This window comes from Pseudomonas corrugata, assembly GCF_001269905.1.
Classification (GTDB): domain Bacteria; phylum Pseudomonadota; class Gammaproteobacteria; order Pseudomonadales; family Pseudomonadaceae; genus Aquipseudomonas; species Aquipseudomonas corrugata.
The window spans coordinates 1,168,809-1,184,415 of sequence record NZ_LHVK01000003.1; the positions used below are offsets into that span (position 1 = coordinate 1,168,809).

At 59.6% G+C, this 15,607-nt stretch carries 14 protein-coding genes; 7 read left to right on the top strand and 7 right to left on the bottom strand.

The features are described from left to right. Nucleotide 1: 1 nt before the first annotated feature. Together AD665_RS05310 and AD665_RS05315 are read right to left on the bottom strand one after the other, a co-directional pair. Nucleotides 2-1,129, bottom strand: coding sequence for a LuxE/PaaK family acyltransferase (locus tag AD665_RS05310; protein WP_053191258.1), 1,128 nt, complete (start codon nucleotides 1,127-1,129; stop codon nucleotides 2-4). A gap of 28 nt (nucleotides 1,130-1,157) precedes the next feature. After that, a complete protein-coding gene (locus tag AD665_RS05315; RefSeq protein ID WP_053191261.1) occupies nucleotides 1,158-2,375 on the bottom strand; it encodes an MdfA family multidrug efflux MFS transporter in 1,218 nt (405 codons plus the stop codon). A 544-nt stretch (nucleotides 2,376-2,919) separates the two neighbouring features. Here AD665_RS05315 and AD665_RS05320 point away from each other — a divergent pair. Beyond that, on the top strand, nucleotides 2,920-3,108 hold the full coding sequence (locus AD665_RS05320) for a hypothetical protein (protein WP_024780171.1): 189 nt from the start codon (nucleotides 2,920-2,922) through the stop codon (nucleotides 3,106-3,108). Between the two features lie 3 nt (nucleotides 3,109-3,111). Here AD665_RS05320 and AD665_RS05325 read toward each other — a convergent pair whose 3' ends face one another. Beyond that, nucleotides 3,112-3,492 carry a fe2+ zn2+ uptake regulation protein gene (locus AD665_RS05325; RefSeq protein WP_024780172.1) on the bottom strand — a complete coding sequence of 127 codons (381 nt, stop codon included), beginning with the start codon at nucleotides 3,490-3,492 and terminating at the stop codon, nucleotides 3,112-3,114. A 165-nt stretch (nucleotides 3,493-3,657) separates the two neighbouring features. After that, on the bottom strand, nucleotides 3,658-8,472 hold the full coding sequence (locus AD665_RS05330) for a dermonecrotic toxin domain-containing protein (protein ID WP_053191263.1): 4,815 nt from the start codon (nucleotides 8,470-8,472) through the stop codon (nucleotides 3,658-3,660). A 217-nt stretch (nucleotides 8,473-8,689) separates the two neighbouring features. Between AD665_RS05330 and AD665_RS05335 the strand changes: the two genes are divergently transcribed. Continuing rightward, on the top strand, nucleotides 8,690-9,721 hold the full coding sequence (locus tag AD665_RS05335) for an Ldh family oxidoreductase (RefSeq protein ID WP_053191264.1): 1,032 nt from the start codon (nucleotides 8,690-8,692) through the stop codon (nucleotides 9,719-9,721). Between the two features lie 151 nt (nucleotides 9,722-9,872). Here AD665_RS05335 and AD665_RS05340 read toward each other — a convergent pair whose 3' ends face one another. After that, nucleotides 9,873-10,190: an ElaB/YgaM/YqjD family protein gene (locus AD665_RS05340; RefSeq protein WP_053191266.1), complete on the bottom strand. Its 318-nt coding sequence runs from the start codon at nucleotides 10,188-10,190 to the stop codon at nucleotides 9,873-9,875. A 162-nt stretch (nucleotides 10,191-10,352) separates the two neighbouring features. Between AD665_RS05340 and AD665_RS05345 the strand changes: the two genes are divergently transcribed. After that, entirely contained in the window at nucleotides 10,353-10,607 is a 255-nt protein-coding gene (locus AD665_RS05345; protein ID WP_003181187.1) for a hypothetical protein, read from the top strand. A 3-nt stretch (nucleotides 10,608-10,610) separates the two neighbouring features. On the opposite strand, the gene AD665_RS05350 is transcribed toward AD665_RS05345, so the two are convergent. After that, nucleotides 10,611-11,519, bottom strand: a complete 909-nt coding sequence (locus AD665_RS05350; protein ID WP_053191269.1) for a LysR substrate-binding domain-containing protein — start codon at nucleotides 11,517-11,519, stop codon at nucleotides 10,611-10,613. Between the two features lie 86 nt (nucleotides 11,520-11,605). Here AD665_RS05350 and AD665_RS05355 point away from each other — a divergent pair, with 86 nt between their 5' ends. Beyond that, nucleotides 11,606-12,529, top strand: coding sequence for a carbon-nitrogen hydrolase family protein (locus AD665_RS05355; protein WP_053191271.1), 924 nt, complete (start codon nucleotides 11,606-11,608; stop codon nucleotides 12,527-12,529). Nucleotide 12,530: 1 nt separating this feature from the next. On the opposite strand, the gene AD665_RS05360 is transcribed toward AD665_RS05355, so the two are convergent. Continuing rightward, on the bottom strand, nucleotides 12,531-13,001 hold the full coding sequence (locus tag AD665_RS05360) for an LEA/WHy family protein (protein WP_024780178.1): 471 nt from the start codon (nucleotides 12,999-13,001) through the stop codon (nucleotides 12,531-12,533). Between the two features lie 158 nt (nucleotides 13,002-13,159). On the opposite strand from AD665_RS05360, the gene AD665_RS05365 reads away from it, so the two are divergent. The 3 genes from AD665_RS05365 to zapE all read left to right on the top strand — a co-directional run bounded on the left by AD665_RS05365 (nucleotide 13,160) and on the right by zapE (nucleotide 15,594). After that, complete coding sequence (locus tag AD665_RS05365; protein ID WP_024780179.1) at nucleotides 13,160-13,876, top strand: helix-turn-helix transcriptional regulator; 717 nt, start codon at nucleotides 13,160-13,162, stop codon at nucleotides 13,874-13,876. A 51-nt stretch (nucleotides 13,877-13,927) separates the two neighbouring features. After that, nucleotides 13,928-14,269 (top strand): nuclear transport factor 2 family protein, encoded by a 342-nt coding sequence (locus AD665_RS05370; RefSeq protein WP_053191273.1) that lies wholly within the window; start codon nucleotides 13,928-13,930, stop codon nucleotides 14,267-14,269. Between the two features lie 203 nt (nucleotides 14,270-14,472). Continuing rightward, the gene (gene zapE, locus AD665_RS05375; RefSeq protein WP_024780181.1) at nucleotides 14,473-15,594 is read left to right on the top strand and encodes a cell division protein ZapE; all 1,122 of its coding nucleotides are present in this window, start codon (nucleotides 14,473-14,475) and stop codon (nucleotides 15,592-15,594) included. The last annotated feature ends 13 nt before the right edge of the window (nucleotides 15,595-15,607 follow it).

Genomic DNA, 15,607 nt, shown 5'->3' on the forward strand with positions numbered 1-15,607 from the left:
ATCAATGCTCCTTGATCAGTTCAGCGGCAGCCATGGCGCAGCTTCGCCCGGCGCTGGTGCCGGCACGTCCATGCAGCTCGAACCACTGGGTGCTCGAACCGCATTCACAGTCGGCGGGGTGCAGGGTGGCCAGATCGCTCATCACCACAGCATGGGCGGGACTGGAGGAGATATAGGGCGAAACGAACGACAGCAATCCGGCCTCGCCGAATGGCTGCACGTTGAAGTTCGAGGGGTGACGGACGAAGACTTTCGAATAGACCGGTACATGAAATCGATGATGGGCACATTCGATGTAGGGCACGGCATGCTCGACGGCGCCATAACCGTCGCGGCACCGATGGGTTTCGATGCCCAGTTGTCGGGTAATGCGCTGGTAGACCTGACGGCGGGGGATTTCCTGGGCCGCCCGTTTCTTCCAGCCGCCACCCAGGAACACCAGGGAATCAGGCGCGAGCGTCAGATTCGGGATGCGACTTTCGCGCATGCGCTCCAGGACGTGCCAGAGCAGCGCCGGAAAGCCGAAAATTCGCACGGGCAGACCTTGCTCGGCGAATCCCAGCAGGGCGCGGATGACGCCGAAAACGTCGAACTCATGACCGTTGCCGGTGTGTCGCAAGGCGTAGGTAAGGCTATTGACCGGGGCGAAGCGGCACAGGAATTGATCGGTATAGGCTGTCCCCAGTCGATTATCCGGCTCGGGTTCATGGCTGAGCAGCAGGTAGTTGCAGGGTCTGTCCGGCGTGGACCAGCCGTAATGATCGAAGATGCGCGCCACCATCCCCTGGGCTGCCGCCATGCTGCGTTCGTCATAGCGCATGCGACTTTTCTGGCCGCCGGTGCCGGAGGAAGTGAGCTCCAGGGCCTCCTCGCCCGTAGGGCTGATCAGCAAGCGTTGCTTGAAGTAGTTGGCGTAGATGGGCGGCAGGCGCGACCAGTCTGTCAGATGTTCCAGGTCCTCGACAGCGAGCCCGTTTGCGTTGAGCCAGTCTTCGTAGCCAGGGGTGTGGTGACTATGGAACAGGCTGATCTCGGCCATGGCGCGATCGAACAGCCCCGCGGGTATCGACTCGGGGCTATAGGGATGGGGCGATGCACATAGCGTATCGGCGTGGGGAAAATGGATCATCGGAGACTTTCCTCTGGGGCGGAAAAAATCAAACAGGAGCGACCGGTCGCGACATGAACAGCCACAACGCAACAGGACAACTGAGCCCGGCGATACCAGCCATCAAGGCAAAGGACTCCAGACTGTTGCCCGCGCCCAGTAACGCCAGCAGCGAACCGGCAGCGCTCATCACGGCGATGGAGATCATCCCGACCATGGCCGAAACCAACCCTTTGCTGTCGTCGCTGGCAAACAACGCCAGTCGATACAGCGCCGCGTTGCCCAGGCCTAGGCCGAGGGCGTACAACGAAAGACCGCCGACCAGCACCGGCAAGCAGAGGTTGAATTGACTGGCGGTGACCAAGGCGAGCAGGCCGGCACACAGGGGCCATAGGCAGCAGCGGACCACGCCGCGTACGCCGACCCGTTCCACCAAAGCATTGAGCAGGAGATTGCCAAGGATCACGGCTGCAAAAACCGGGATCTGCCAGAGCCCATAAACCAGTGGAGAAATGCCCTGTCCCTCTATCAGCAGCAGGGGCGACAGGCCGATCCAGGCGATCAGAGGCAGGCTCATCAGCCCCAGTGCGACGCTGGCGGCCATGAATCCGCGATGGCCGAGCAAGGCGCCATATCGCTTGATCAGTGCACGCAGTTCGAAAGGAACAGGAGAGGGCTGTTGGCTGCCCGGCCTCGGGTGACGCGGCATGAATCCCCAGAGCGCCAGCCAGCATACTGTCCCGAGGCCGGCCAGCAGCACAAACAGCTCGCGCCAGGATAGCCATTGCAGCAACAACCCACCCAGCAAGGGGCCCAGCAAGGGCGACAGGAGAGCGAGGTTGCCCAACAGCGCCATGATTTTCACGGCATCCGACTCGTTGAACATGTCCTGTATGGCGGGATAGCTGACCGCAATGACGAAGCCCAGACCCATGCCCTGGAGCAGGCGAAGGCCGTTGAAACCCTGCATATGGGTGACCTGGGTCGTCGCTGCACAAGCCAGCGCGAACCCGGCGCAACCAACAAGCATGAACGGACGACGCCCATGGCGATCCGACAATGGCCCGATCAACCATGGCAGCAGGATGCCACCCAGCAGATAGAGATTGAACGCGTAGGGAATCTGATCCGCCGGGGCCCCGAGTTCTTCGGTAACGGCGAGCATGGCGGGCATGACCAAGTCGCTGGCCATGTAAGTTAATAATTCAAAGAGTGCGATAGCCAGGCAAAAACCTGTCAATCGTCCAGGCGAGAAAGTTGTCAGCAAGTTTTCATTCCCAACGTTTATTTGAGTAAAGAGGTGAGCGCCTCTTATTCGAGAATACGTGGGGGGCGATAACGGTTGAAAGAAGGACTTCCCCGTAGTTAACGGTAAAAACATGCCTGCTGCTTGTAAGAAAATGTCCGCAAAAGCGGACATTTATTCTGTGTAGAAGTAAGTGATTTCTAACCCGACGAGTAGGAGCAATCTGTGCATGGATTGCCCGCGCCAGATACTGCAACATCGGGACAGGGGAAAGTGCCTAGCGGTGCAGGTTGAAACCAGGCCCACCAGGATGACCCGGTCCTTCCCCATGGCTGTTGCCTGGTGGGAAGAAGAGACAGCCGCTCAGCGTCAGGATCGATAACAGCGGCAGCAGCAGTGACATGCGACGAAACATAAATAAAATCCTCATGGTTGAACACCGGAGTTGCGCGACAGCGCTCTCTGGGCTGTACCATGGGACCCCGTAAGCTGCCGCTTGTCCCTGAAACCGGGTAGGCACTTGGCCAGTGAACGGATACAGAACGGATACATTCAGGAATAGGCAATGACTCATTCGCAACGTTTGAAATACTCGATTCTGATTGTCCTCGTGGTCCTGGCGATCATGCTTGGACTGTCGTGGATGCAGAACAAAGGCATGATCAGCGAGCAACTGTTTCAATACATCGCCATTGCCGTGGCAGTGATCGTGGTGGTGATCAACGGTGTGATGCGGCGCAAGGTCAAGCCCTGAACGTCATTCCGTGGCCGCGAGCACGGCCATGGCCCTGGCGTGCAGGCTATAGCTTTTATCGGGGTTGAGCGTCACCACGCCTTCGCTGCACAGGCGCTTCAACACCTCGCGAACGCTGAGGAAGGACAAGGGAATGTCCAGCTCCAGCAACTGACTGTGCACGCCCCGCACGCCCAGGCAATGGTTCTCCACCGTAGCCGTGAGCAATACGTCGATGATCTTGAGGCGAATGAGGCTGGTTCTGAGCCCGAAGCTCTTGAGCAGGCGCCTGATGTGCTCGTTGCTGCCCCTTTCCGTCGTTTTGGCGAGCACGTTATTCGTGGTCGTCACCGAGGCGCCGCTCGACCCCGGCTTATTCTCCATGGGCAGTTGCGCGTTTTGCATGCAGAAGGTCCTTACCAGCCTGATCAGAAATAGTCACACGTGCTCCTTCAAGAGGAACGGCCAATCATGCGGGCCGTGATGTGAAAAATTCGCCGGGATGTCGTTAAACCGATGTGATTGGTCGAGTACAGGTTTTTTTCTGCTTCCGCTCCGGGGCGATCTCGTTCATGAGGGCGAATCGAGCTGGCGTCCCAACTCACAGATGAGCAAGGTCAGGGAGTCGGCGTTTCGAAGGATGATGTCGATGCGTTTGTCTGCAGAGTTGGGGTTCAGAAAGACATCGCGCGCCTCGCTCATGGTCCGGGCGCCGGTCACCTTGAGGATTTCCTTGGCGGTGGCCTTGGACTCGGGGAGTAGTTCCAGGCTCTTGAACGTGCTGGCTGCGCTATCCCATCCCATGAACAACTTTGAGCGTGGCGTGGTCAGCGAGAGCCCATTGAGTTGCTGGTCTTGCTGAGCGTCATACCGGGTTCGTCCGTAATGAGTGACTTGCGAAATCAGGTCGGGAAATGGCAACAGCGCGTCCAGATAAGCGATGTCATGCGTATCGATCAACTGATGGGTCAGTTCGTGGATCAGGGTCGCTCCCTGGGCGTGAGCGTCGACGTTGAATGAGTCGGGGACGATGGCTTTGTACGAGTCCAGCCCTACGTCGAAGAAAAACTGTGTGAGGTAGATTTTTCCGCAAGCATTGGGTTCGAGCACGAATGCAGTGGCCGTGTCGTCGGCGTTCTTGAGGTTGCCGATCACGATGCGTTTTTCGTTCAGCGATTCCCAGGAAGGATCGGCCAGTACCTGGCATATCGGGGCAACCGCGGCATGTAGCTTGACGATCAAGCTGGCATCGACCTGATCGACGCCGAAAAAGGTCTTGAGGAAAGTATCCAGCCGGGATCCCGATGAGACCTGTTGCCTGGCCTGGTCGAGGTTATGAAGCGTATTGAGCGAGTAATACCTGGCTGTCTCCAGTGCCTGCACAATGACATTGGCATGGAGGGGGTATTTCCTGCGTATCTGAGCCATGCCCCGGGCTTCGATATTCAGTGTGTCTGCGGCTTTGTAATCGCTGTACGCGTTCGCAAGCGTCGACATCACCTTGCCGTAACGAATGGTCTGGCGTTGAGGGTCAATTGCCCACTCCTGGCTTTCAGGCAATCTCCTCAGTATCGGTCCCTCTCCCTTGTCATGGACAACGCGCCAGACCTGATTGGCCCTCGCCACCTGAAAGACTTTACCGACAAGGCTGACATAGAGCTTGCCGGAGCCTGTGGCCCTGTAGGTCCCGTCAGTAAGGTTCTCTTGTAGATTCTGGAGGCTTACGCCCCTGGCTTCGAAGGCTTGCAGGTTGGTTCGGAGCGGGGCTGTGGAAGCGATGCGCTCCCAATGGATCGGGGGCGCAGGGGAGTCTTGCGCGACAGGGCCGATGGGGTCGAGCAGCCCGAACGTATCCTCCCGATTCAGGAAACCGAGTGACACCATTTCTGCGGCCCCGGCAATGAAATCATGCAGACCGGTTTTCCACTCATGCTGCTGCAGTGCTTCGGAGGAAGACTCGAAGTCCTTATAGCTTTCCCACAGCGTTTCGAAAAAAGTCAGTTTGCCCGGCAATTGTCTGCTCACGAATCTGGTGCCGACGCTGAGCAAATGCCGCACGGTTTCCCAGTCGAACTGACGTTTCCTATCTGTTTGAGTGGTCAGCAGGTCCGATATCAGATGGGTATTGTCATTGAACAACGTATCGAGGATGTTCGTCCGGACCGGATTCGAGGCCAGGGTTATTTCCGAGAGCTGTCCGATGGTGGAACTGAACAGGTTTTTGAACGTGCTCCGCTGGTTGACGGGCAGGCGACTGATCAACAGGTTCTGTAGCGGCCCTGGCCTGTTGAAGGTGTCCACGACACTCGCCTCGTTCTTGAACTCGGTGAAGGTCGGGCCCGTATGGTAGGGGGCGTACAGGACCTGGGGCGCTTTCGCATCGGTGCTCGACCCGATCAGGTAAAGCCCCAGGGCCTTGATCGCCGCCGCGCCATCGGTTTTTATCAGTTCCAACGGACGAATCAGAGCGCTGGCGCCTTTCACCGCCTGGCGGGCAATGGCGTCCGGCATGTCCAGCACCTGGCGAATCAAGTCGAAGGCTGAAGGGGAGAGGTATTGCTGCAGGCACCGTGCGTGGGCGTATTGCAACAGTTGCCAGGGTAGTTGTTGACGGAAGCGCTGCTTTCTCTGTTGAACGTCCGCCGTCGAGCCGGACAGTTTGTCCAGTACATGTTGTTTATATGAGGTGGAAATATCCAATGACAGCAGCAGCTGTTTGACCGCCGTCTCATTCAAGCTGCCGGGTAGCTTCCGTCTGGAAGTCGAGGAAACCTTGAATCCGGTTTTCTCAGTGACGTCGATATGATTCAGGGCAAACTCGTTCAGGGAGCTGGGAGGCCCCGCCAGCGCGAGGTCAGGTGTGATCTGAATGGTCGCTGGGTCCAGATCTTTTTCGGTGAAGCGTGCGTCCAGCAGCGCTTTCAGTTTTTTACTCGTATAGGCCTGTAAGGGCTCGATATCGTCCAGGTAGTCCTTGCCATTGACGACGCTGTTTCGATATTGCTCAAGCAGATTGATATGCAGGCGCTGATCTTCGGGAGAGGCCATGCCGAGCCAGGCTGGCAGCTTCTGTTGCCACCAGTCCGCCTGGGCGATGCGTTTGGCACGCGTCAGATTGGTGGGGGCCCCCTTGTCCAGTAGCGCTTCAAGGCTTTTAACCAATGCAGCCCCGGTCAATTGCCAGTCCCGGGTTTTCAACGTCTTCAGATAACCGTATTCGATCTCGAACAACCGGATGAACGAGTTCATCCGATCGAGCAACACGTTGTCCTCGATCAACTCAAAGGCCTCGAGCTGATAGCGCCCGTGGGGCTTGCGCTGGGTGGAGGGCAGGCCAGCGAGCAGGCCAAAGCGTCTGCGGGAGTCGAGCAGGTTTCGGTTCAATTGTTTCGTAGCGGCGTCGACGGAGGGGAAAACCTGCAGGCCGTCGGTTGGCGTCCAGAGGACGCCCAGGCCCGAGTAGGGCGTATCCAGCCCTCCGCGCTCGCTCAGGAAAAAGCAATTGGCGAGGGACAAGGAGGCTGTGCTGCCCTCCATGGTGTAGGCAAGTCTCAGTGAATAGGCATCGGGCCGAAAGCCTTTGAGCCCCATGCGCTGCTCACGATTCGGATAATCGGCGTCGTAGGCAAACACACTGTTGATGAGATCGGCTGCGGCAGGCGGCAGTGTCCCGTTTAGCTTCCTGAGTTCGGCTTCAGCCCGTATTCCCAGGGAAAAAACGTTGCTGAGTTCAGGCAGCAGGGCTCTGAGTCGGCTGTGCAGTGATATCTCGTTGGAGAGCGGCAGTTGGGCGAACAGCGTATTGAAAGCCTCTTCGACAGAGGTATAGCTCTTGATCTTCCTCGTCAGTTGATCGGCCATGAAGTTGGACGGCCGCGAGTCGCCATAAAAAGCCGGCAGGGTACCCCAGTGTCCTTCGGTTCCATGCTCCAGCAGGTTGTTGTTGATCAAGGAACGGATATCCAGCGCCTTGTCGACCAAGGCATGAATGTCCACGATACCCTGGCGGGACATTTCCAGGGCGTAGCGAAGGTTGCTGATCTGCTTGCCGATGATGGCATCCGCCAGGGACTCGAATACCGGCAACGTCACTGAGCGTCCTGAGACTTGTGGTTCATCAAGGCGCAGAAAGCGGTTGCGCTCATCCAGGCTGAGCAGGTCATAGAGTGCCTCCTTGCTTGCGAGGCTCGTCGGCGTAGCCAGCAGCGCGTTCCTGAACCCCCGGTAATGGTCGACCTTCTGCAACCCATGACTGGGTCGGTAGAGGTAATGCCCCTTGCCACTGATCATCAGTGAACCGGCAAGCTCGACATGGAGTGGCTCATATTCCCAGAGACGAATCGATTCGATGAACAGCGGCGTCTCGTCCTGGCGGGATGACCCGAACACTCGGAGCAGCTCCTGGCTTTGTGCGTCGCTCAGTTGCCCTTGCTCCCGTTTACTCAGGATGCTTGCGCGCAGGGCATCGCTGAGAACCTGCGCAAGCAGCGCCCGGCGTGAGAGATGGAACGGGCCGGGGGCGCTCCAATAGGCATTGATGCAATCGGTGAGCTTGGGGATCAGGTTTCCAGCGGTGACCCGTAGCAGGCTCTCCCATTGCCGCGAGTTGTGGGGCGATACGGTGATGTGCGGATGGATGAAATCGACGTCATGCCGGGCGGGCCGGCCCTGATGGTGGAAGTACAGCAGAACCGCCTCGGACAGTGACAGGTTGTTGGTCACCTTGCCCATGGTCGGATCGCCCAGCCCCGCATCGATGGTGATTGCCATGCGGGTCTGTCGATGGTCAAGGTTCGCCAGGACCTCATTCAATACCTGGTCAAGCATTGAGGTCAGTGAGGGCAGTTTGATCAGCTCATTCACCATGGTCAGCGCATTGAGGTGTTGAGCGTGCTCAATGGATTCGACCTGGGTCTTGGATACACCTGCGTCCATGGTGCGCCGGGACTGTCTGATAGCGATGCTGGTGTTCAGTTCGGCACGCTGGGAAATGGACAGGAGCTGGAACAGGTCGTCACGCTCGGCAGGGGTTGCGAGCATCTGATCGATCCGGGTTTGCAGTGCCTCCGGGCGGTCGAATTTCTCGATCCCGCCCTGGGGGGTGTAGAGGAACGCAGGCCTGGGGGGCGAGGTGCCGGCTTCTGGCAAACTTGTCAGCGTAAAACAGCCGGCCAGCGGGATAGGGGCCTGGCCTCCGGCGTGGAGCAGAATGGTTTCGGCACACATTGATGGCGTTTGCGCAGCGCGCAGCGTGTGGCTGGGCAGGGCTGCGTGGCGCAACCAGTCGAGGTCGGTTTGCGTCAATCCATGGGTTGCGCTCAGTTCGTCCAGGCGGTTGGCGTTCAGGATGGCGGGCAATAGCAGTGGCGTGGTCTCACGGGTCATCGTTGCTTCTCGATCAAGGCGCCATGAGGCGGCACATGTATGGAAGCGGCCAGACTAGAGAACGATGAAGGGGGGAAGGTGGTACATAGTTACCGCACGCGAAGCTTCAAACATGCCGGCGGTGAAAAGATTGACAGTACGCGGCTGAAGCAGTGTTTAATCCGGGGTCGTTCCTCCTTCACTGTGGCTACCTCCAACAATCATTCTGGAGCTTCAGATGTCCGCGCTATCCGATCATGCCGGTTCCGGCCCCCTTTCCTTAGATGCCCTGGTGGGGCTGCTGGAGAAGATTTTCCTGCGCCATGGCACCTCGGCCGACGTCGCCCGCACCCTGGCTGAAAATTGCGCCCGCGCGGAGCGCGACGGTGCCCACAGCCATGGGGTATTTCGTATTCCTGGCTATGTCTCGACGCTGAACAGCGGCTGGGTCAATGGCCAGGCTGTGCCGGTAGTTGAAGACGTCGCATCGGGCTTCGTCCGGGTGGACGCCGGAAACGGTTTTGCCCAGCCGGCCCTGGCTGCTGCGCGGTCGTTATTGGTGGCGAAGGCGCGCAGCGCCGGTATCGCCGTGCTGGCTATCCGCAATTCCCATCACTTCGCCGCCCTCTGGCCGGATGTCGAGCCGTTTGCCTACGAAGGGCTGGTGGCGTTGAGCGTGGTCAACAGCATGACGTGCGTGGTACCCCACGGTGCTGACCGTCCGTTGTTCGGTACCAATCCCATTGCCTTCGCCGCGCCACGGGCCGGCGGCGAGCCGATTGTATTTGACCTGGCCACCAGCGCCATCGCCCATGGCGACGTGCAGATTGCCGCGCGCAAGGGTGAGTTGTTGCCGCCAGGCATGGGGGTGGACAGCCTCGGTCAACCGACCTGTGACCCAAAAGCGATTCTCGAAGGCGGAGCGCTGTTGCCGTTTGGCGGGCACAAGGGATCGGCGTTGTCGATGATGGTAGAGCTGCTGGCGGCGGCCCTGACCGGCGGCAATTTCTCGTTCGAGTTCGACTGGAACAACCATCCGGGGGCCAAGACGCCATGGACTGGGCAGTTGCTGATCGTGATTGACCCGAGCAAGGCCGCCGGGCAGAACTTCGCCGAGCGCAGCCAGGAGCTGGTCCGGCAGATGCAGGGAGTGGGGTTGCGGCGGTTACCAGGAGATCGCCGGCATCGGGAACGCAGTCATTGCGACCAGCATGGGATTGCGCTGGATGAGCAGACATTGCAACAGCTGCGGGAATTGGCGGGGATATAATCCGAAGGCGAAGGAATGGTTGCCTGATAACAGTCGGTTTTAAACCACAAGCCTTGGGGGCAACGCTTGCTTGCGATGGGGCCAGTCAGTCGAACTGTATTGGCTGGTCCGCCGCTATCGCGAGCAAGCTTTGCTCCCACGGGTTTGGTGCTTAACGCCGTCCGAGCAGCAAGCCCACCACCAGCCCGAAACCGGCGGAAATCGCCACGGTTTGCCAGGGATGGCCACCGATGTAGAGTTCGGTGGCATCGACCATGGGCCGGGTACGTTCCCGTGCGCTGGCAACCGAGTCCAGGGCCTGCTGCAATTTCTGGGAGATCTGGCCCCGCAGGTTCTCGGCCTCTTCACCGACCAGCGAGTCGCTGCTTTTGAGCAGTTTTTCCGAATCTTCGATCAAGGCCTTCAGTTCACTGAACACTTGATCCTTGATTTGCTCTCCGTTCGCTTGCGCGGTGGGTCTACGAGCCATCGAATTACTCCTTACTGATGATTACCGTGAACAGTGGAGTGGTGCGCTTGTGCAAAAGTTGCAGAGGGGCTGGCCGTGTCAGCATGGCCAAGCATAAATGATGGTTAAGGCGTTTCCCTTCAAGGTGTAAGATGTCGCCTATTTATGCAACAGGTAATTTCCATGAGCTTCAATCTGGCTGACAAACCACTGGCCGAGCGTGCCGCACTGGAAGACGAAAAATCCCGACTGTTCGAGCTGTGGCAGAACAACCTGGGCAAGGCCAAGGGCGACGCTGCCCGGTTGTTTGGCGAACGCTCAAAGCGCAAAGGCAAATGGGCTGAGTGGGTACGTGCCGAGCTGGACGGCATGTCGCCCCCGGAGTACGCCAACATGGTGCGCAGTGAGGTCAATCGGCTGATGGCCGCCAACAAATAGACCTCACGAAAAGGTCATGACGATGGCCTCGCGAACCTTGACCACTGCCGGATCCACCTGGGTGTGGGTGCGCCATCCCAGTTCGATGGGATAACGTGGCAAGGCGAGGGGGCAGGGCAGCAACGCCAGGTCACAGAGTGCCGCGATGCTCCGCGCGGCATGCTCCGGAATGGTCGCCACGGCCCGGCTGCCCTTGAGCAGAAACGGTAGCGCGGCAAAATGCGTGGTCGAGGCACACACCCTGCGGCTCAGGCCGAGCCCGGCCAGTCCTTCGTCGGTGATGCCGATGAAACCACCCGATGACACCAGCAGATGTTCGCGGCCCACGAACGCTTCCATACTTAGTGTCTGCTGGCCCTCCTCCAGGCTGTCCGGATCGGCCAGGCAGGCATAATCGCCTTCGCCCAATACCAGGCGGCTGAGCAACCGTTCCGTGAAACCACCCGCCGTGATCGCCAGGTCGAAATTTCGCTCCATCAGGTTGCGACCGACGATCTGGCTGTGGGTCTGGCGGAAAATCAGGCGCAACCCCGGCGCCCGTCGCGCCACTTCCTCGATCAGCCGGCGCCCATAGGCCAGTTCGAAGTCGTCGGACAGGCCGACGATGACCGAGCGGCCGTCGTAATGAGTGGTATCCGGATCAATCATCGCCAGACTTTGGCGGCATTTGTCCAAGGCATCGCTGATCACTGGCTTGAGTTGATTGGCCCGCAGGGTTGGTGCCAGGCCTCGACCGGTGCGCACGAACAGTTGATCGTCATACACATTGCGCAGCCTGCGCAAAGCCGCGCTGATGGCCGACTGGGTCACCCCCAGGCGCAAAGCGGCGCGGCTGGCACTGGATTCGTCGTGCAGGGCTTCGAAGGTCTTGAGCAGATTCAGATCGATATCAGTGATATTCATGTTGTTCATATCGTTTAGCAATGCATGGGGCTTTATTCATGATCGGTCGACGCCTGAGAATCGGCAACACCTGATGACCAAGGAGTTCAACACCCATGCCTAAATCCATAGTGGCTGCCCTGCAGATCGGTTCCTTGCCTGGCGGCAAGGCCGAGACACTGGCGCAGATCCTTTCCTACGAAGACGCCATAAGCCAGGCCGGCGCGCGCCTGGTGGTGATGCCTGAAGCCCTGTTGGGTGGCTATCCCAAGGGAGAAGGGTTCGGGACCCGGCTGGGATACCGCCTGCCGGAGGGGCGTGAGGCATTCGCCCGCTACTTTGCCAATGCCATCGAGGTCCCGGGTATCGAAACCGAGGCCTTGGCCGGCCTTTCGGCGCGCACGGGAGCCAGTCTGGTGCTGGGGGTCATCGAACATGCCGGCAGTACCCTGTATTGCACGGCGCTGTATTTCGAACCCGATGCGGGGCTGGTGGCCAAGCATCGCAAGTTGATGCCCACCGGCACCGAGCGGCTGATCTGGGGCAAGGGCGATGGTTCGACGTTGCCTGTTATCGATAGCCAGGTCGGTCGGCTCGGCGCGGCGGTGTGCTGGGAAAACATGATGCCGCTGCTGCGCACCGCGATGTATGCCAAGGGCGTGGAGGTGTGGTGCGCGCCGACGGTGGATGAGCGGGAGATGTGGCAGGTGACCATGCGTCATATTGCCCATGAGGGGCGATGCTTCGTGGTTAGTGCGTGTCAGGTCCAGGCCTCGCCTCAGGCGTTGGGCATCGATGTCGAGCACTGGCCGGCGGACCGTCCGTTGATCGCGGGGGGCAGCGTGATCATCGGCCCCATGGGGGATGTGCTGGCCGGGCCGCTGAAAGACGCGGCGGGGTTGTTGACCGCCGAGATCGACACCGATGATCTGGTACGGGCACGTTATGACTATGACGTGGTCGGTCATTACGCCAGGCCGGACGTATTCGAACTGGTCGTGGATGAGCGGGCCCGGCCAGGCGTTCGGTTCACCGCATGAGTTACCAGGTCGTCGCGGACTCCGGCAAGTCGAGAGTGCCGCGGTCGATGAAGCGCATGGTGCCGAACAATCCCCCGGAGAGTTTGCCCTTGAGCACATAGGGCAGATTATCCAGACCCTGGGCCTGGCTCAGGCCGAGGGTCTGGCGTAGCACCGAGAATGCCGAAATGCTCACGGGGACGCTCAATATTGCTTCGGAAAACCTCGGAATGGAGCCACTCTGGTCGCTGACCCCGGTCGCCAGAGTGCGGTCGTTGACCTCCAGGTCCAGCGCCACGCCGTTGTATTCGATGGCGGTTTCGTTGGGATTCTGCAGGCGTAGCTTCACGGCGAAACGCATCTCCAGGTCCTGGCTGGGCAAGGGGTCGATGCCGACTACGTTGATATTCAAGGGATCGCGATGCGGGAAGAGGGCGCAGGCGCTCAGGCTGAGCAGTGTCAGTAAAAGGAACAGGGCGGGAATTCTGCGCATGGGCGTACTCTCACTGTGAATTTTGGTCACGATAACCCACAACCCCAAGGACGCGCGAAGTCCATCCTGTTCTCGATCCAGATGGGCGCTGGGCTCCTGACAGTTTCTGACAACAGCGTCTGCTAATCTGCAGCAACTTTTCATTCGGATCGCCCATCGTGTCCCGTACCACTCGGCTGCTCACTTTGTTGCAAGTCTTGCGCGGCAAGCGCTGCCCGGTCACCGCCGCGACACTGGCGGCAGAGCTGAAGGTATCCGAGCGCACGCTCTACCGCGACATTGCCGAGCTTTCCGCTCTTGGGGCACCGATTCAGGGTGAGGCGGGCATCGGCTATGTATTGCGCAGCGGCCTGTTCCTGCCGCCGCTGATGTTCACCGCGGATGAAATCGAGGCCATTGTACTGGGCTTGCGCTACGTGGATCAGCGCGGCGATGAGGTGCTGGGCAAGGCTGCCGCCGACGCCCTGGCGAAGGTCGCCGCGGTGTTGGCCCCCGACGTGCGGGATGCCTTGCGCAATCCCACGGTGTTGCCCGGGCCGCCAGGCTATGGGTACCCGCAGAATACGGTGGAACTGAACGTATATCGCCAGGCCATCCGCACCCAGGCGAAACTGCACATCGATTACGCCGACGTGAACAATACCCCAAGCCAGCGGCTGGTCTGGCCTCTTGCCCTGGGTTTTTTCAACGAGGCGCGGGTAGTGGTGGCCTGGTGCGAACTGCGGGGTGCCTATCGGACTTTCCGCACCGACCGGATTGCCTCCGCTACCGAGCAGGGTGAGCGCTATCCCGGCAGGCGCAGCGACTTGCTGCGGGCCTGGATGAAGTCGATGAAACTGGACGAAAACGGGCGCTTCACTCCTGACAAGAACTGACATGGGGTTGTTCTAGCATGGTGCCAGTTCGATAAAACAAGGAGCCATACCATGTCAAATCCCGTCTCTTCCCTGGCCCCGGCCATCGCTGGCTACATCGAGGCTGCCAATGCCCGTGACAGCTCGGCGGTGGCGCGTTTTTTTGCCGAGGATGCCAATGTCTTCGATGAAGGCCAGCATCGGGCTGGCACCCAGGCCATCATCCAATGGATGGAAGATACCTCCCGCCGCTTCCAGCCACGGGTTGAGGTGCTCAACGTGCAGCAACGCACGGGCAAGGTGCTGGTTCACAATCTGATCTCGGGGACCTTCCCCGGCAGTCCGCTGGAGTTGCGGTATACCTTCCGGCTCGATGAGCAGGGGAAGATCACCCGGCTGGATATCTCCACGTAGGAGCTGGCGAAGCCTGCGATCTCTTGATCCTGATCCTTCGCTCCGAATTCAATTGGCAGCGCAAGGATCGCAGTCTCGTTGCACTCGACAGCTCCTACAGGCCCCACTCGCCAAGGGGTTCGAGTTGATTCATGGGTAGGGCCGCTCACTGGGGGCTGTTGGCATGGCATACTCAGGCCCTTCCTCCTCCGGACCCGGGCCGCATGACTTTCGACTCCCCCTTGAGTGCATGGCAGCATGCCATTGAACATCACGGTTTTGTCCAGGATGAGGCCCAGGAGTTGGCGATCATGACCTTGGAGCAATGCCACAAGGCATTGCGTGAGGGCTGCAACTCGATCAAGGGGGTGTATCTCTGGGGCCCCGTGGGACGTGGCAAGACCTGGCTGATGGACCGTTTCCATGAAACCCTCCAGATTCCTGCCCGTCGTCAGCATTTCCATCACTTCATGGCCTGGGTGCACCAGCGTTCGTTCCAGCTCACAGGCACGCCGGACCCGTTGCAGGCCCTGGCCAGGGAATTGAGCCGGGAAGTGCGGGTGCTGTGTTTCGATGAGTTGTTTGTCACCGACATTGGCGATGCGATCATCCTTGGACGCCTGTTCCAGGTCATGTTCGAGTTGGGCATGGTGGTAGTGAGCACCTCGAACCTGCCGCCTGAAGAACTCTATGCCAACGGCCACAACCGCGAACGGTTCCTGCCGACCATCACCGCGATCAAGCAGCATATGCATGTCGTGCCGGTGAACGGCTGGCAGGATCATCGCCAACACCCTGGCGCGGTGCAGCAGCGTTACTGGCTAAGGGGAGCCGGGCAACCCGACCCGTTGGGTGAGATCTTCGAACGGTTGAGTGCAGGGCAGCAATCCAGCGGAGGCCCGGTGACTGTCGGTCATCGCCTCCTGGAGCCGGTCAAGGCCAGCGATACGGTGCTTTGGAGCCGCTACCCGGATCTGTGCGAGCAGCCGTTCTCGGCCCTGGATTTCATGGGGCTGTGCGATCGCTACAAGGTCATTCTGCTCAGCGATGTGCCCTGCCTGAGTGCCGAGCAGCGAGAAGGGCGTATTGCCCGCGGTACGGAAGATGGTGTCGAGCGGGTCGAGGCGGGGGATCGAGAGCTGCCGCAACTGTCGGTCCACGACGACGGTGTGCGACGTTTCATTGCCCTGGTCGACGAATGCTACGATCGCAAGGTGCCGCTCTGTCTTTCGGCCGAGGTGGCGATGGACCAGTTGTATACCAAGGGCTATCTGCAATTCCCGTTTCGCCGTACCCTCAGTCGCCTCCAGGAAATGCAGATGCAACGTTTCGGTCAGCCCGCCTGATCCGTACCCGCCG